This window comes from Fructobacillus tropaeoli (assembly GCF_016860625.1).
Classification (GTDB): Bacteria; Bacillota; Bacilli; order Lactobacillales; family Lactobacillaceae; genus Fructobacillus; species Fructobacillus tropaeoli.
In genome coordinates this window covers 142,865-157,592 of sequence record NZ_BOJU01000004.1, presented here as the reverse complement: position 1 = coordinate 157,592, position 14,728 = coordinate 142,865, and the positions used below count along the sequence as shown (strand labels likewise).

The 14,728-nt window shown below is 38.2% G+C and carries 22 protein-coding genes, 2 tRNA genes and 1 pseudogene; 7 read left to right on the top strand and 18 right to left on the bottom strand.

Annotation, left to right across the window (positions count from 1 at the left end; genetic code table 11):
- Window positions 1-94: 94 nt before the first annotated feature.
- From FT12353_RS06360 to FT12353_RS06300, 14 genes and pseudogenes are all read right to left on the bottom strand, one after another.
- On the bottom strand, window positions 95-772 hold the full coding sequence (locus tag FT12353_RS06360; RefSeq protein WP_203619176.1) for a putative HNHc nuclease: 678 nt from the start codon (window positions 770-772) through the stop codon (window positions 95-97).
- 9 nt (window positions 773-781) lie between these two features.
- Window positions 782-919 (bottom strand): hypothetical protein, encoded by a 138-nt coding sequence (locus tag FT12353_RS06355; RefSeq protein WP_203619175.1) that lies wholly within the window; start codon window positions 917-919, stop codon window positions 782-784.
- Window positions 916-1,110 carry a helix-turn-helix domain-containing protein gene (locus FT12353_RS06350; protein WP_203619174.1) on the bottom strand — a complete coding sequence of 65 codons (195 nt, stop codon included), beginning with the start codon at window positions 1,108-1,110 and terminating at the stop codon, window positions 916-918. Before FT12353_RS06350 ends, FT12353_RS06355 begins: the two co-directional genes overlap by 4 nt.
- Before the next feature lie 11 nt (window positions 1,111-1,121).
- The gene (locus FT12353_RS08545) at window positions 1,122-2,006 is read right to left on the bottom strand and encodes a phage replisome organizer N-terminal domain-containing protein (RefSeq protein WP_239061191.1); all 885 of its coding nucleotides are present in this window, start codon (window positions 2,004-2,006) and stop codon (window positions 1,122-1,124) included.
- Window positions 2,007-2,043: 37 nt separating this feature from the next.
- Window positions 2,044-2,472 (bottom strand): annotated as a pseudogene (ssb, locus tag FT12353_RS06340) (single-stranded DNA-binding protein); the annotation flags it as partial.
- Entirely contained in the window at window positions 2,469-3,092 is a 624-nt protein-coding gene (locus tag FT12353_RS06335) for a Sak single strand annealing protein (protein ID WP_239061190.1), read from the bottom strand. The gene FT12353_RS06335 and the pseudogene ssb, both read right to left, overlap by 4 nt.
- Window positions 3,093-3,509, bottom strand: a complete 417-nt coding sequence (locus FT12353_RS06330) for a hypothetical protein (RefSeq protein WP_203619172.1) — start codon at window positions 3,507-3,509, stop codon at window positions 3,093-3,095.
- 18 nt (window positions 3,510-3,527) lie between these two features.
- Window positions 3,528-3,803 (bottom strand): hypothetical protein, encoded by a 276-nt coding sequence (locus tag FT12353_RS06325; protein ID WP_203619171.1) that lies wholly within the window; start codon window positions 3,801-3,803, stop codon window positions 3,528-3,530.
- A 16-nt stretch (window positions 3,804-3,819) separates the two neighbouring features.
- On the bottom strand, window positions 3,820-4,005 hold the full coding sequence (locus FT12353_RS06320; protein ID WP_203619170.1) for a helix-turn-helix domain-containing protein: 186 nt from the start codon (window positions 4,003-4,005) through the stop codon (window positions 3,820-3,822).
- Window positions 4,006-4,279: 274 nt separating this feature from the next.
- The gene (locus FT12353_RS06315; protein WP_203619169.1) at window positions 4,280-4,432 is read right to left on the bottom strand and encodes a hypothetical protein; all 153 of its coding nucleotides are present in this window, start codon (window positions 4,430-4,432) and stop codon (window positions 4,280-4,282) included.
- A gap of 79 nt (window positions 4,433-4,511) precedes the next feature.
- Window positions 4,512-4,634, bottom strand: coding sequence for a hypothetical protein (locus FT12353_RS08595; RefSeq protein ID WP_275403538.1), 123 nt, complete (start codon window positions 4,632-4,634; stop codon window positions 4,512-4,514).
- 10 nt (window positions 4,635-4,644) lie between these two features.
- On the bottom strand, window positions 4,645-4,869 hold the full coding sequence (locus tag FT12353_RS06310) for a hypothetical protein (protein WP_203619168.1): 225 nt from the start codon (window positions 4,867-4,869) through the stop codon (window positions 4,645-4,647).
- A 36-nt stretch (window positions 4,870-4,905) separates the two neighbouring features.
- Window positions 4,906-5,676 carry a phage antirepressor KilAC domain-containing protein gene (locus tag FT12353_RS06305; protein ID WP_203619167.1) on the bottom strand — a complete coding sequence of 257 codons (771 nt, stop codon included), beginning with the start codon at window positions 5,674-5,676 and terminating at the stop codon, window positions 4,906-4,908.
- A 33-nt stretch (window positions 5,677-5,709) separates the two neighbouring features.
- Complete coding sequence (locus FT12353_RS06300; protein WP_203619166.1) at window positions 5,710-5,916, bottom strand: helix-turn-helix domain-containing protein; 207 nt, start codon at window positions 5,914-5,916, stop codon at window positions 5,710-5,712.
- 136 nt (window positions 5,917-6,052) lie between these two features.
- On the opposite strand from FT12353_RS06300, the gene FT12353_RS06295 reads away from it, so the two are divergent.
- The 7 genes from FT12353_RS06295 (at window position 6,053) to FT12353_RS06265 (ending at window position 11,878) form a co-directional block, all read left to right on the top strand.
- Window positions 6,053-6,751 carry a LexA family protein gene (locus FT12353_RS06295; RefSeq protein WP_203619165.1) on the top strand — a complete coding sequence of 233 codons (699 nt, stop codon included), beginning with the start codon at window positions 6,053-6,055 and terminating at the stop codon, window positions 6,749-6,751.
- A 20-nt stretch (window positions 6,752-6,771) separates the two neighbouring features.
- Window positions 6,772-7,968: an SNIPE associated domain-containing protein gene (locus FT12353_RS06290; protein ID WP_203619164.1), complete on the top strand. Its 1,197-nt coding sequence runs from the start codon at window positions 6,772-6,774 to the stop codon at window positions 7,966-7,968.
- 71 nt (window positions 7,969-8,039) lie between these two features.
- A complete protein-coding gene (locus FT12353_RS06285; RefSeq protein ID WP_203619163.1) occupies window positions 8,040-8,597 on the top strand; it encodes an OB-fold protein in 558 nt (185 codons plus the stop codon).
- A 39-nt stretch (window positions 8,598-8,636) separates the two neighbouring features.
- Window positions 8,637-9,188, top strand: a complete 552-nt coding sequence (locus FT12353_RS06280; protein WP_203619162.1) for an MscL family protein — start codon at window positions 8,637-8,639, stop codon at window positions 9,186-9,188.
- A gap of 101 nt (window positions 9,189-9,289) precedes the next feature.
- A complete protein-coding gene (locus FT12353_RS06275) occupies window positions 9,290-9,676 on the top strand; it encodes a FlgT C-terminal domain-containing protein (protein WP_203619161.1) in 387 nt (128 codons plus the stop codon).
- A 131-nt stretch (window positions 9,677-9,807) separates the two neighbouring features.
- Complete coding sequence (locus tag FT12353_RS06270; protein ID WP_203619160.1) at window positions 9,808-10,788, top strand: Abi family protein; 981 nt, start codon at window positions 9,808-9,810, stop codon at window positions 10,786-10,788.
- 31 nt (window positions 10,789-10,819) lie between these two features.
- Window positions 10,820-11,878 (top strand): tyrosine-type recombinase/integrase, encoded by a 1,059-nt coding sequence (locus tag FT12353_RS06265; RefSeq protein WP_203619159.1) that lies wholly within the window; start codon window positions 10,820-10,822, stop codon window positions 11,876-11,878.
- Between the two features lie 160 nt (window positions 11,879-12,038).
- Here the strand turns inward: FT12353_RS06265 and FT12353_RS06260 are convergent.
- The 4 genes from FT12353_RS06260 to mutY form a co-directional block, all read right to left on the bottom strand.
- A tRNA-Thr gene (locus FT12353_RS06260) sits at window positions 12,039-12,111 on the bottom strand.
- 69 nt (window positions 12,112-12,180) lie between these two features.
- A tRNA-Leu gene (locus tag FT12353_RS06255) sits at window positions 12,181-12,262 on the bottom strand.
- A 211-nt stretch (window positions 12,263-12,473) separates the two neighbouring features.
- Window positions 12,474-13,619, bottom strand: coding sequence for an AI-2E family transporter (locus FT12353_RS06250; RefSeq protein ID WP_059393995.1), 1,146 nt, complete (start codon window positions 13,617-13,619; stop codon window positions 12,474-12,476).
- Complete coding sequence (gene mutY, locus FT12353_RS06245; RefSeq protein WP_059393996.1) at window positions 13,606-14,655, bottom strand: A/G-specific adenine glycosylase; 1,050 nt, start codon at window positions 14,653-14,655, stop codon at window positions 13,606-13,608. The genes FT12353_RS06250 and mutY overlap by 14 nt, the downstream gene beginning before the upstream one ends.
- Between the last annotated feature and the right edge of the window lie 73 nt (window positions 14,656-14,728).

Sequence of the window (14,728 nt, the reverse complement as noted above, 5' to 3'; positions counted from 1 at the left end):
CCTCTTTATTTTTTTAATAAATGCAGAAACTTGATTTCCTAATTCGCTATCAGGGTCTAATTTTCTAAACATTATTCCTATACCAATTCCTCTTTCACCAGTAATTCAAGTAGTAAATCTTGGCTATTTTTTCGTCCACAGGCACGCCCTGCAAATGGTAGTGCTTCATGAACTTCTTAATACCCCACTCGGTTGTGTGCTGCTGATTGATGTGATGGTCGTGGCATAGCGCCATACCTAGCCAGCCAAGATGGTTCATATCTTTGCGACTCATGGCGTAACCAATCGCCTTGCAGTGTGCAAACTCAATACCCCTGCTATTTCCGCATATAACGCATTTTTTGTTAATCAGGCACGAATACTCGAAACGTCTTCCAAAGTCGCTCTCGAGCTCTTTTATCGGCATTCTGGACAGTGCCACGTTGTGTGCCAGGCTAAAGTCTAATAACATGCTAATGAACTCGTTGGCGTCCGTTCGATTTCCTAACCGAGTCGACAGGCTGATATAGTCCAAATCGTTATCCAGACAATACTGAGCTTTGAAGTAGTTTTCTACCGCCTTGTTATCGCCTGCCCAGAAGCCACCAATGTCAGATTTAGCAATGTCGGCCATAATCGCATAGGCGAACTTGCGTTGCTGGGCTGTAATTGAACGCTCATCACGAAACACAACCCCTACCGAGTCAGTGTAGAAGTCGGTATCAACATCATCATCTAATTGAATTGTGAGTATATTGCCCCGCCTGCTAAGAACCTTACCTGGTGCTTCCATTCAGCCACCTCACAGCCTCTCAATCGTCAACTTGTAAATCTGGCCACCAACTTCAACGTGCTGATTAGCTGTAATTCCTGATCGTTCCGTGTATTCAAACGCTTCAACGGCCTTTGTTTCCACTCGTTCTTTATCAATTTTTATCACAGTTGAACCCCCAGCAAATAATCGGTTGTTACCCGGTACTTGTACGCCATTCGCTTTAGGATGAATAAACTAGGCTTAACGATTCCTTTTTCAATCCGTCCTAAATCTTTCTCATCAATTCCAATAATCTCGCTGGCATCTGCCAACTTTAATTTGGCACGCAAGCGTGCTTTTCTGTATGTCGTTGTCATTTTAAAAATTCCTATAAATGTGTATTCCGTCCATCTAGCATCGACATCAAATCTTCTTGTGGCTCTTGCTGTTGAACTTGTTCTTGCTGTTGAACATCGGCATTAGTAGTTATCTTTGGCTCTCGTTTGCCTTTGGTTGCTTTTTTAGGCCTTTTACCATCTCGGTAACCAAACTCACTAGCCTTGTCCGAATATTTATCAAATTTCTTAACTAGAGTTGAGCTTGAGAAGTTGGAGATAATGTCTTCCGTCCAGTTATCAACGATGTAATTCATTACGTCTTGAAATTCCTGAACTGAAATGTTCTTCATAACTAGCTGACCAAAGATTCCAGAATTTGTTAAAGTTCGATTCATCAAGTTGTTAAAGATATCCATCATTTCTTTTGCTGGATTTACAGATTCCACACCATTTCCCCCTTGGGGGATTAAGGGGGTATCTATCTCTATATCTTTCTCTAACTCTTTCTCTATCTCTGGTGTTCGTTTGTCGTACATTTGTACACCGTTAAACTTCTTTTGAGCTATCTTCTTCCTGTAAGCCTTGATCCTATCGGCTTCGGTAGATGATTTACCGATCATCGTTTGAATATCGAGCATATAAATTTCGCCAGATTCAAATACTTCAATTAATCCAAATTTCTTGAACAATTCAATAGCCCGTTCTACATCTCCAACACTGTGTCCAGTTACAACTGATAGCATTTCAGCATTGAATGGGATTCCATCGTTGAACATCAAGCGACCATCATATTTCAAACTCTTTAGATACATCTTTAGCAAGATGTTAGAAAACTTATAGCCGTCATTTGGAATACTCTCAAGCATTTTGATTTCATCAGAATCAAAGAACGATTCTTTCAATCTGATGTAGTAGTATTTCTTGTTGTCTGACACGTTAGTCTCCCTCCTGCATCAATACCTATACCAATTAGAACGGAAGGTCTGAATCACTAATCTCAATTCCACCATTATTAACTGGTGCTGATGATTGCTGTGCAGGTTGTGACGTTCCATTTTCTGCTCGTCGCTTATCAGCTTCCGCCTTTGATTCAAGCAGTGAGAAGTTATCGACTACTACTTCAGTCACATATACTCGCTGGCCTTGATTGTTTTCATAATTGCGTGTTTGCAACCGTCCTTCAATTGCAACCTGAGCCCCTTTGCCAGTAAAGTTTGCAAAGTTTTCGGCCGGCTTACGCCAGATAACAGCGTTGATGAAGTCTGCCTCACGTTCGCCATCATTATTCTTAAATGGTCGATTGACGGCCAACGTGAACGAGCCAACTGCAGTCCCTGATTGTGTGTAGCGAAGTTCTACATCTTTAGTCATTCGTCCAATCAATACCACTCGGTTAATCATGCTGATTCCTCATCTTTCTTATCTTCTTGTGCTACCTTTTCTTTGGCCTTATCAAGCAAGTTGTGAACCAGTGATTCAGCTCGTGGATATTCTTCTACAGTCAAATCTGATAACTTACCTAAATTCTTATTCGTCCATCCAATCAAGTTTGTACCTGTAAGCTTCTCGGCATTTTGAATCGTAATCTGTAAGATGTTGACTTGCTCTGCTGAAATCTTCTCAGGTTCAACGTCTGGTAAGTCCTCTCCTGCATAGATGTAAAGACCTAGACCAAACATAGCTAAGTTTTTTACGAGACACCGCATAACTGCTTTATTCTCATCTGTGGAAGTTGGCTTCATCAGCGACTTGTTCCGCATGTCCATAACGGGCAACCACATTCCAAGAGTTCGTCCTTGAATTGTGACAGAGGTCTTAACTGAATATCCTCGTTGGGGATTGCCAAATAAATATCCACCATCTTCGGCTTCTTTGACTTCATAAGTCGTATCAGGATAATTCTTCATAACTTCTGATATAGCCCATGGCCACGACAAATATTTGAAATTACCCTTTTTATCAACATGATCACTAACATCAATTTCACTGAGTGTTTTAAAAACTGACTTTTCTGTCATCATTTACTCCCTTCCTTTTCTAGGTGCTACTACTGTTTTATCTTGCTCAACGACCTGTAAATTATTGTCTTTTTCCATTTCTGGGAACAATTTGATTAGTTGTTTGTAAGTTGGTACTTTTAGACCTAACCACCCTTTCTCGTGATAGATGTAGTCAATGTTGGCTTTGTTGTTGACAAGAATTTTGTCTTTGTAATCTCGGTTGTAATAACCAGATAAATATTCGCCTGCATTTAGTCGATTTTTGCGTTCTTTTTTCCAAGCGGTCACAATCTTATCCATACGTTCAATAACATTTGTATAGATATAGTTGAATTGCTCTGCTGAAACTTCTCGTTGTGTATCAGGACTCATAAGACGGTTATAGGTATAAATCTCGCCATCTTCGGTCAGTGACGTTAAATCATGTACTTCTGGCATATAATCGCTCCCTACTTGTTAGAAATAAATCGTTTCGATTGAAAAACTAGTTAATTCATCAGAGTCCAAGAACTCGCCTAAATCAGCATCTAGTACATATTGGAATGGATACCCAGTTTTCTTGATCTTCTTCAAGAATGGCCCTAAGTTTGACTCTTCAATTTCAGCAAGGCTTAGTTCGCCGTGATGCCAAACGTTGAGATGAGTCTCTGACTGCTTATTGCTCGTCCATTCATCATATTCATGTAAGTGTTGGTCGAGACCGTCTGCAACCATGTTTCCCGTTGTTACCATGCTTAGTCCTCCTTCTCTATCTGAACTCGTCCAAACTAATTTCAAGAGCATCCGCTATTTTGACCATATAGCTGAAACTTGGTTGCTGATTCTTGTTTCGCTTGATAGAGTAAATGCTCTGATACGGCAAGCCTGTTTCTTTGGCTAGCCAATATGCTGTCTTATTTTTCTTGTTCAATTGCTTTTCAATTTTTTCCCACATAAAATGTCCTTTCCCTATTGCTTTTATTGTTAAATTTGATATTATTATTTATGCGAACACCTGTTCGATTATTCGCAAATTTGTTTTATCCAATTCCAAATAACTAGACATAGAAAGGAGTAATAATATGCCAAAAAGTTCTAGTCGTCGCACAACTTCATCTAGGGTTGCCTCAAAAGCTTCAAAAGCATTAAAAAGTCATTCAACAAGTCGCACCACCAAAACACTTGCCGGTAGCGCTCTTTCACAATCAAAGTCTCGAAAAAAGTAATAACTATTTTTTTGAGAAGCCTGACACAACCACATCTGTGGCTACTTTATCTGTTAAATCATGTGCCAATTCGCTAAGCGTATTAATTAACCCTGATTGATTGCTGATAACTTCTGCCTGTGATTTAATGATTTCGATATATTGTTCTTCGTTCATTATTTTCTCCGTGGTACAATAGAGGCATAATTTTTCTTGTCGGAAATTTATGCCTAAGCTCGCTCTGCTAAGCGGGCTTTTATTTTGTCTTCTTTTTGTCATCTCGTCCCAGTGTGTATCCAATTTCAAACGCCGTTAAACCAATAACTGCTATGGTGACAAGCGTTGATACAATCGACCATAATTGATTAAATACGATCATAAATTTCCTCCTAAATTTTTGGTTTGTACCTTGTAATACTGTCTAAGAATTCAGCCACCTTGTATTCAACGTATATTGGCTTTTTACGTCCAGGAACTGGCGTGTACGGAAATCCAGGCATGGCCATCAGCAAATTGACGTTGTCACGGGTAGTCCGCATTGCTTTAGCCAAATCACCGATAGTATCGAATATTCTTGAACCATTTATCGTCAATGGTTCAATTTCTTTTTCCATAACTTCAGCCTCCTTTCTTTCCCGTCTAGTACACCGTTACGCCGTCTGGTCTTGTTCAATAAGTGGCAACACTCCGTTATCTTTCAACAACTCATACAATCCGAGACGTCCCTTTTGAGTCCACTTAGTATTAGCGACTACCTCATTAGTTCCGTCAGCATGTTGAATCTTAGTTGTTTCTGATTGCGTCCAACCCTTTGTCTGATGTTTTGAATACAGAAGCCACGTTTTTCCTTGCTTGTATTGAACACCTAACTCATGAAGCAATTTATTCATCGCTGCACCACTCATTCCGTAGTCTTTAGCGATTAACGTGATAGTTACCAACGCCTTGTTCTGCAAAATTGAGTCAGTGTAATCAGCCTTTGGTTGCAATTCATTCACACGTTGTTTCAATAGCAATTTTTCTTGGCGCTCTTGCTTCAGCGTTGTAGCCAATCGAATAATCGTATCTGGATCAGTTAGAACTTCTTCAATCTTTGAATCCGTCATGTAAGCGCCGTGCTTGCGAATGCTTGGAAGGACTTCATCGGTTACCCAATCTTGGAACTTTTCTGCTTGAGGGCTGTCAGCTTTGTTAGCTAACCGGTAAAGCTGTTTTTCTGTGATGAAATCGCCTCGCTTGACTTGTTGTCCAGAAGTGGACAACTTTAGGTAAGCATTTACTCGTTCCCAGCGGACATATTCAATACCTTTCGATTTCTTGATAAGTCCAATTTGAAAAGCTGCACTTTCTGCATCGAAAAAAACCTGTCCGTTTTCCTCTTTGACTTTTAGGTTGTCAAACACCTTTACTTCGTTTGCCATGTTGGCCTCCTGTTTATATACATTTGCAATAGTTTACTGATAAAAAAAATCTTTAATATTTCCTCCGAGTAACTTCGAAATTTTCCGAGCGTTTTCAGGTCGCATCGCATCACCTTTTTTCCGATAACGCCAAATTGATTGGTATGTAACTCCAATTTCACGAGCCAACGATGACTCACTATAGCCATGATTACTTAAGAGCTGTTGCCAATTTTCAGTATCCTTAATTTTCCAACTCATAATTACTATGTCCTCCTTTCATTAACTTATGTATTTATTATAACCACGAATATATATTTTTGCAATAACTTTTTTATAACTTTATTATTATTTTTTGCAAATATTATATATACTATTGTTTGCAAAGGGGAATAATATGAAAGTTTCTAATCAAGAATTTGGATATAAGATACGAGAACTACGCCAACAAAAAGGTTTTAGTATTAGTCAAACAGCTTTACAGGCTGGAGTATCACAGCCTTATTTGTCTCAAGTAGAAAACGCGCGTCGTAGCATACCAAAGCCAAGTACCCTTGAAAAAATTGCTCATGGTTTAAGAGTTGACAAATCTGTGATATTTAAAATGGCTGGTATTGTTGACAATATTCCTGACAATATTTCTAACCAACTGCCCATTAGCTCCACTCCATCTACTGTCTCTATTCCTATCTATGGCCGTATCTCTGCTGGATACCCTGAAGGCGCTAAGGAAGATATTGAAGGCAACGTTAAAATAGACGACGAACTTATCGAACGGTACGGCAAGAATAATTTAATCGGTCTTCGTGTCAATGGAGAGAGTATGAACAAGGTTATACCAAATGGTGCTGTAGCTATTTTGGCTAAAGTCGATACCTGTGAAATTACTAATGGCGACATTTGTGGGGTTATTATTGATGGAGAATCTGCCACACTCAAACACGTTTACCAGTACCCTGACCGTATTCGATTCGAGCCAGATAGTTGGTTGGCTGAACAATACAAGCCGTTCGAGTACAGTTGTGAAGATATTGATAACGGACAACCACCAGTTCAAATCATCGGGAAGTTAGTCCAAATGCAAGCGAACTTTTAAACAGATATAAAGGAATGATCATGGGTTTATTTAGTAAAAAAGATGAGCAGCTTGAAAGAAAAATCGGTGCTCTAGAAGAAAAACTTCGTTCAAAACAGGAACAATTCGATGAAATCATGAATCGGAAGTATGAACGATTGGGAAATCTGAATGACCAAATAAATGATGCAAACAATGAGCTTAAAGCGTTGAATAATGATATTGAAATGGGCTTTTATGAACCTACCTACCAGTTCATGGATAGCATTCAACTAAAAGAAAAGTTGAAAACTATTGTTGCTCAAGAGAAGCAACTAGTTAAAGAAAAAAGAGCTTATGTAATATTGAATAACTACACTTTTAACGGTTCTGCTTCAATGGGTCGCTCAATGCAAGAAAAGAGCGGAGCTGCTTTAATCAGGGCTTTTAATGGTGAAGCGACTGGGATCATCAATAAAGTTACTGCAAGTAATTTTGATAAAAAGATTGACGCTCTTAGCAAGAGTTGTGAAAAATTAAATGATCTTTTTACAAAATCAACCTTCGTCATGATTTCACACGAGTATTTCGTATTAAAAACAGAAGAACTAAAACTATCTATTGAATATGCACTTAAAAAGCAAGACGAGAAAGATATTATTCGCGAACAGAGACTGCGTGAAAGAGAAGAACGCCAACTAGAAGCAGAAGTTGCTGTTCAACAAAAGAAGATTGAAAAAGAAATCTCTCAATACAAAAACGCTTTAGAAAAACTTGAAGCACAAGAGCAGACAGACGAACTTCTTGAACAGATTGCAAAACTAAAGGCCGAAATCGAACAACTTGAAAATGATCATGATGAACTAGATAACCGCTTATTCAACTCAAAAGCTGGATACGTGTACATTATTAGCAACGTTGGTTCGTTTGGTGAAAACGTTTATAAGATTGGTGTCACCCGACGTCTTACACCTATGGATCGTATTGACGAACTTGGTAGCGCTTCTGTTCCGTTCAAGTTTGACGTGCATGCGCTCATCTTCTCTGAGGACGCTTTCCAACTTGAAAGTGAACTACACCAAGAATTTACCAATCGGCGTGTTAACCATATCAACAAACGAAAAGAATACTTCAACGTTTCTCTATCTGAAATAAAAGATTTCATTATACAGAAGAAAAATATAACGATTGAATGGCATGATATTCCTGAAAATTCTGAATTTGAATTGTCGGAAAAGAGCTCTCAACAAGTAGACTGAAAAATTTTCAACATGATTTACATATTACGTGCAAGTCTGAATCACGTTAAAAGCTGGAGGAGAAGTAATTAATGAGTAAGAAAGTTTTCGACGAGAACGGTAATGAAATTAAAAAGCCATTCTACAAAAAAGCTATTTTTTGGATCGTAACAGTTATTGTGTTAGTTATTGCTTATGGTTCATTACCTAGTGATGACTCGGATGACTCATCGGATTCAAGTAGCTCATCAAAAACGTCTAAGACAGACAATTCTAATAAAAATAATGTTATTAAGACGACACCAGAAGAAATCATCGCTACTTATAGAAGCAAATCATCTTCACAAGCTGACGAAACTTATAAAGGTAAGTTGGTACAAGTTACTGGAAAGGTGTTTGACGTTAAAGGTGGCTCCCTTGGCGGATATGACGTAACGATTGATGCAGGAAACGCCGGCGACGATTCAGAAGACCAGACTTTAACATTTAACTTTAAAGATTCAAAGAAGGATGAAGCTTTATCAATTCACCCAGGTTCTACAATCACTGTTCAAGGTAAGTTTAGCAACGCTACAATTACTGATGGAGATGACAACAGTTCTAAATGGGTCAATGACGTTTCATTCGATTCAGCTTCTTTAGTTAAATAAAAAAGCCCTCTTGGGGCATACGTAAAAGGAGTGCACAACATGAAAAAGAAATTTGATAAAGCTACCCTGTCTGATATAAAAAATGATATCAAAAACAATGCACAAGATATCAAAACCGGTGTAAAAGACGTTAAGGAAAATGTTAAATCAAAAACCGAAGAATTATTCGATCACACCTCTTCAAACTTCGAACAGTTCAAACAGTTTATGTTCGCGCCCTTTTTGTTAACCTTTGTTATCTCAATCGTGATTGGATACAACTTTAGTGACGTAATAAAGAGCCTAACAAGCTTTTTAGCAAATCTTATCGGGTACATTTGGTTGTGGATTTTTGAATTTAATGGTGCCCATCCTACCCACACCTTAGTATCTTCATTTACATCATTACTTCAAAACTCATTAACACTATTCTTTATTTCATACATTGTTTTCTATCTCATTAAGACCATTAATAAGTACTTAAAGAAAAACAAGGAACAACAATGGGGATACGATCAGGCTCACGAAGATGCAATTAAAATCCAAAAACTTCAAGAAGAAAATATTAAGCTTCAAAAGCAGTTAATGGAAAAAATTGATAATTTGAAATAACTATAAGCCCTTTTGGGCATACATATTACGTGCAATAACTGAACCACGTTAAAAGCTGTTTTATTTTGGAACAATACCGCAGGTATATAAGGAAAGATCAAATGGCATTTAAAACACATGTTGGAAAAATCATAAGCGATAAGGCTATTATTATTTCTTCTGGACTTGATGATGGTATTAAGGTTGGCGACGAATTTAATATCGTTCAAGAAGGAAACGAAATATTTGATGATTTTACGAAAGAGTCTCTGGGAAAATATACTAGAACAAAAACTAAAGTTGAAATAACAGAAGTTCAAGAACAATTTTCAATTGCTAAAAAATTAGTAAGACAATCACTGCTTAAACCAGCAATTATTAGCAGCTCTTTTATGACTTCGACTAATACTGTTGATTTACCAATTAACAAACAAGAAATTTCAAAAGTAAACGATCTCAACTTCGATGAAAATATTCATGTTGGTGATGTTGCCGTTAAATTAAATTGACTATTTGAAAAAAAAACTATTTATTGTATACTTGAATCAGTGAATGGCTGCGGAAATCTTATTAAAGATAGCGGCTAGCGAAAAGGACAAGCTGATTTAATCAGTTTGTCCTTTTTTCTTTTGGAGAGAATATGGAAAAAAATACTCATCCCTTTGTTAGTTGGGAAGAACAATTACATATACTTAATAAAAAGCACAATATAAATATTGCAACTCATAAAACAGCCCTTGAAAGCCTGAAAACTTATTCTTATTACACGCTTGTCAATGGATATCAACAAGCATTAGAAAAAGAACAAGGAACGGAAGAATTTATTGATGGTATCGCTATTGAACAACTAGCATTGATACATATCATTGAAACGCGACTTGCATCTGAATTACTTCACGCCATAATATCCATCGAAAAAAAGATGAAGTCTATTTTCCAATATCAAATATCAAAAGATATAAGTTATTTACAGGATGTTTTTTTAAGTAAAGAACACTATATATCAAGACAAGCAGACAAAAGTAAGACCTTAAATAAATTAAGAAGAAAAGCAAACTTTTCTAATCAAGTATCAAGTTCACTTCTTAAATATCGTTCTGAAGGTAATGTCCCTCCATGGATATTGATAAATGATATTACTTTTGGAGAATTTAAACACTGGTATATAATAAGCCCCTCAAAAATTAAAGAAAACACTGTCAATGAATTTAATTTTGGATTTGATAGTGTTGATACTAATCTAGAATTTTTTAAACAAGCATTGGACTTTTTAGTAGAATATAGAAACGGTTTAGCACATGGAGATGTTATTAACAAAATAATCCCAAAACATCATTTGCCATTCGACAAATTGAAACACTTTTATAATGACAATGTTATAGCTAACGTTGAGTATACTAAACAAGGATATGGTAAAAATGATCTTTTTGGGTTAATAATGCTAATAAGTATTTTTACTCCAGAATATGAAAAAAAACTTTTTAAAGAACAAATAGTCAGTTTTATAGATGTATTTGACTCAATTCTTCCAATTTCAGAAGCCCCCATGCGAAGAATTTTGGGGAATATTCCACCAGATATTTTTAATAGAATTGACAATATATTCAAAATCGAGGCGTAAGCCTTTTTATTTGTACCTAAATGGAGGAATTATGGCTAATATTGTTAAGACAAATGCAGGAACTTGGCGCGCTAGGGCTTCTATTACTGTCAATGGTAAGAGGAAGCAACCTAGCAAGCAAGGATTCAAGACGAAACGTGAAGCACAGTTGTGGGTATCCCGTATTGAGTCTGAATCTGTTGAAACAGCTCAAAAAAAATACTCAGAAATGTTATTGTCTGAATATTTTGAGAATTGGGTTTCTGTGTATAAAGAAAATTTGGAACTGGCAACAGTCTATCAGTATCAGAATACATTGGATAATATCATTAAGTATTTGCCAAAAGCTCGATTGTTAGATTTCACTCGTTCTGATTTCCAAAATTTCATCAACGAATTTGGCGAAACTCATTCAAAAGAAACCGTTGCGAAGCGAAAGAATCACATTAGTCAGTGTCTGAAAGATGCTTATTCTGATGGAATCATTGACAAAGACCCCACTGTTAGAATCCAATTGACAGGTAACAGCGGGAAGTCTTCTTCTGACAAATTTTTAGAAGATGATGAATTAGCAAAATTAGATCATTATACAAAGAAGAAGTTAGAACAATATCCGCATGCTAGTTCATATTTAGCAATTTATATTGCCATACACACTGGCATGCGTGTAGGAGAAATTATGGCACTAACCGCTGATGATATTGATTTTGAAAACAAAACAATTTCAGTCAACAAAGCGTTAGACCAATTTCATAATGTTAAATCAACGAAGACTGAATCTAGTAATCGTGTTATTACCGTTGATGATTCGTTGCTAGATGAACTAAAGGGAATCACTGGCTCTGTCGCTGATGTCAGTAATTACGGAGTAAGCAAAACTCTTAAAAAGGCTATTAAATTTCTTGGCATCAAAGACATATCATTCCATGCTTTACGTCATTCACACGGTAGCTTACTGCTATCCAAAGGAGTTGACCTTAAATATGTGTCAAAACGTCTAGGACACAAGAATATATCAACCACAATCGACATCTATACTCACCTTTTAGATTCTCAAAGAAAGGCAGAAGATGAAAAAGCTCTAAATATTATGAGTTCGTTTTTTGACTAAAAAAAGTGTCACTGAACTGTCACTCAAAAATAAAAAAACGTCTGAAAACGTCCTAAAACGCCTGAAAAGTAAATATTAAAAAGCAAAGAAAAACCGCTCTACACCAACCGTTAAGGCTGATATAGAGCGGTTTAACAAATGTACCAATAAATGGCATAAATGCCGACTAGCGGACTCAAACCGCTGACCCCCTCATTACTAGTGAGGTGCTCTATCAACTGAGCTAAGTCGGCAAAATCAGTACCTAAATATTATATCAAAACATTTTGAATACTTCAACAATATTTTTTGAAATATTGTGATACGGATGACAGGAATCGAACCTGCACGGATTACTCCACTGGAACCTAAATCCAGCGCGTCTGCCAATTCCGCCACATCCGCAAATCTTGACGTACCAGGCTAACTTTCGATTTTAAACAACCGACAGACGCTTTGGCAACCATTTAATAATACTGGATTTCTTTCTCATCGTCAAGTAAAACTTTAGAAAAAATCATTATTTTTTCAACAGCACGTCCACAGAGAATAACCAAGAAGCTCCCCCATTCAAAAAGCACCACAGACAAAGCCTGTGGCGCTGATTTATCAATTGTTATTCATTATCAAGGGTCTTCTTCGTTAATTCCGAAACAGACTGCTCTTTTCGTTGCGCTAGATGCAGTTTATAGGCATATAGGATAATTGTTCGAGCAATCGCGTACACCGGCACAACAATGATCATGCCGACGATACCCCAAAGATTCCCAGCCCCAAGCAAGAGCAGCATCACCGTTAACGGATGAATCTTCAGGCTCTTACCAATCAAGGCTGGATAAATAATTGAACCGTTAACCTGCTGGACAATTGCCATCGTAATCACGATTCCGATGACCATCTTCCAGGAAATCGATAAAGCAACCAAGACGGCCGGCACAACCCCGATAAAGGGTCCCACATAAGGAACGATGTTAGCGACTCCGGCAATGAAGCCAAGGAGCCAAATATATGGTAATCCGGTCATCCAATAACCAATACTCATGGCAAAGCCGACAAAGACCATCTGAATGGCCTGACCCGAAATATAGCGCTCAATGGTCTTATCGAGTTGTCCCCCAAGTTCAAAGACGTCCTGCGCCTTGCTCTTTGGGAAGAAATTTTTGACCGTTGGCAAAAAGTGGTCCGCGTCGTTCAGCATATAAAAGAGAATGATTGGAACCATCAAAGCGTTGATGGTAAAAGAAGTCGCTCCCGCAATCACAGCTTGAAGAGTACCGGCAGTAATTGAGAGGACAGAAGTCCCATACTTGGTCACAGACGTCTTAATGTCAGTATCTGAAACCGAGATATTCATGCGCTTAAACCAGGGCTCCTTGACCATCTCATTAGCCAAATCCTGCACGTGTTTGATAAACGATGGGATGGCATTAATCATATTCGTGATTTCGTTTAAAATCAGTGGTACAAAAATCACCAAAGCCCCACCAACCACAATCAAGAACAAGGCAAAGGTAATCCAGACGGCCAAAAACCGAGGCATCTGCCAGTTTTTGATTCTGATTTTTTCAATTGCCTTTAAAATCGGCTTCAAAACGTAGTAGAAGAAGCCAGCAACCAATAGTGGCATAAAAACCGTGTTGGCAAAGACTGCAATCGGATGCATTAAAAAGTCAAAACGAAAGACTAAGAAAATTAAACAGGCTAGAGCCAGCGCCTCAATTGTCCAAAAGAATATGGTCCTTAATTTATCATTTGGAAACATCATCAATCTCCCTTAATTGATCTAATAGCTTATGTTGTACCTTCGGCAGGGCCAGTGCCTCTTGCTCCGCAGGCGACAGGAAGGCCATGTTGGTTGGCAAGTTCTGCTGATTTTTGACCGGTAAATCAACCAACCAAATTTCCCAGCGGCGGTGAGAAAAGACGTGCACAACCGGCTTTAAAGTCAGTTGTTTTCCGGCCAATTCTTCGATTGACTCCACTTGCTTCAATGGCAAGGTCCAAAAATTAGCTAGCAGACCTGTTTTTGGTCGTTGCTCATACAACAACCGACCCTGTTCATCATATGCCACTTGAGCTTGATAAATCTGTCGCACTGGCTTTTTCTTTTTTGTCTTCACCGGATACTGGTCCTCAACCCCATCTCGAAAGGCCGCGTTATATTTTTTAACGGGTGAATGCAGGGTATCCGGATTATCCGTCTTCATATAGGTTGTGCCCAAGTCCATAATTGCTTGGTTAAAGTCACCAGGCCTCTCTGGGTCAACGATTGGTTCAATTGCTTGATAAAAGACCTTACGGGTTTTTGGTTGCGCAATATCATCGTCAATCTTCAACAGGCGGGAAAAGACTCGAAAGAAATTACCGTCAATGGCTGGTACTACTTGACCAAAAGCAATCGAGGCAATCGCCGCTGCCGTATAGGGCCCAACCCCAGGCAAGTCCTGGAGGTCATCATATGATTCTGGCCAGTGACCCTGAAGGTCATTGACTACATACTTAGCCGCCTTATGTAGGTTTCTAGCCCGTGAATAATAACCGAGCCCTTCCCAAAGTTTTAAGACCAAATCTTCATCAGCAGCAGCCAAATCAGCCACCGTTGGCAAAGCTTCCATGAAGCGGTTAAAATAGGTGATGACCGTATCAACTCTGGTCTGCTGGAGCATTAACTCCGAGACTAGAATTCGATAAGGATCCGTGTTTTGTCGCCAAGGCAAAGCTGCTCGACCCTCTTGGTCGTACCAGGCAAGCAAGTCTTTGCGAAAGGCGTTGATTGTCGTTTGATTCCAATTCTCCATAACCACTATTATATCACTTGAAAACCAATCTCTTATCAGGTATAATTGTTTTCTGTACGATACATTTATTTTA

Excerpts from the sequence above, each read along its gene's own strand:
- FT12353_RS06330 (WP_203619172.1), bottom strand. The coding sequence starts at position 3,509 with ATGCCAGAAGTACATGATTTAACGTCACTGACCGAAGATGGCGAGATT.
- FT12353_RS06250 (WP_059393995.1), bottom strand. The coding sequence starts at position 13,619 with ATGTTTCCAAATGATAAATTAAGGACCATATTCTTTTGGACAATTGAG.
- FT12353_RS06290 (WP_203619164.1), top strand. The coding sequence starts at position 6,772 with ATGGGTTTATTTAGTAAAAAAGATGAGCAGCTTGAAAGAAAAATCGGT.
- mutY (WP_059393996.1), bottom strand. The coding sequence starts at position 14,655 with ATGGAGAATTGGAATCAAACGACAATCAACGCCTTTCGCAAAGACTTG.
- FT12353_RS06320 (WP_203619170.1), bottom strand. The coding sequence starts at position 4,005 with ATGTGGGAAAAAATTGAAAAGCAATTGAACAAGAAAAATAAGACAGCA.
- FT12353_RS06310 (WP_203619168.1), bottom strand. The coding sequence starts at position 4,869 with ATGGAAAAAGAAATTGAACCATTGACGATAAATGGTTCAAGAATATTC.
- FT12353_RS06265 (WP_203619159.1), top strand. The coding sequence starts at position 10,820 with ATGGCTAATATTGTTAAGACAAATGCAGGAACTTGGCGCGCTAGGGCT.
- FT12353_RS06285 (WP_203619163.1), top strand. The coding sequence starts at position 8,040 with ATGAGTAAGAAAGTTTTCGACGAGAACGGTAATGAAATTAAAAAGCCA.
- FT12353_RS06275 (WP_203619161.1), top strand. The coding sequence starts at position 9,290 with ATGGCATTTAAAACACATGTTGGAAAAATCATAAGCGATAAGGCTATT.
- FT12353_RS06280 (WP_203619162.1), top strand. The coding sequence starts at position 8,637 with ATGAAAAAGAAATTTGATAAAGCTACCCTGTCTGATATAAAAAATGAT.
- FT12353_RS06360 (WP_203619176.1), bottom strand. The coding sequence starts at position 772 with ATGGAAGCACCAGGTAAGGTTCTTAGCAGGCGGGGCAATATACTCACA.
- FT12353_RS06335 (WP_239061190.1), bottom strand. The coding sequence starts at position 3,092 with ATGATGACAGAAAAGTCAGTTTTTAAAACACTCAGTGAAATTGATGTT.
- FT12353_RS06270 (WP_203619160.1), top strand. The coding sequence starts at position 9,808 with ATGGAAAAAAATACTCATCCCTTTGTTAGTTGGGAAGAACAATTACAT.
- FT12353_RS08595 (WP_275403538.1), bottom strand. The coding sequence starts at position 4,634 with ATGATCGTATTTAATCAATTATGGTCGATTGTATCAACGCTTGTCACC.
- FT12353_RS06295 (WP_203619165.1), top strand. The coding sequence starts at position 6,053 with ATGAAAGTTTCTAATCAAGAATTTGGATATAAGATACGAGAACTACGC.
- FT12353_RS06315 (WP_203619169.1), bottom strand. The coding sequence starts at position 4,432 with ATGAACGAAGAACAATATATCGAAATCATTAAATCACAGGCAGAAGTT.
- FT12353_RS06350 (WP_203619174.1), bottom strand. The coding sequence starts at position 1,110 with ATGACAACGACATACAGAAAAGCACGCTTGCGTGCCAAATTAAAGTTG.
- FT12353_RS06325 (WP_203619171.1), bottom strand. The coding sequence starts at position 3,803 with ATGGTAACAACGGGAAACATGGTTGCAGACGGTCTCGACCAACACTTA.
- FT12353_RS06305 (WP_203619167.1), bottom strand. The coding sequence starts at position 5,676 with ATGGCAAACGAAGTAAAGGTGTTTGACAACCTAAAAGTCAAAGAGGAA.
- FT12353_RS06300 (WP_203619166.1), bottom strand. The coding sequence starts at position 5,916 with ATGAGTTGGAAAATTAAGGATACTGAAAATTGGCAACAGCTCTTAAGT.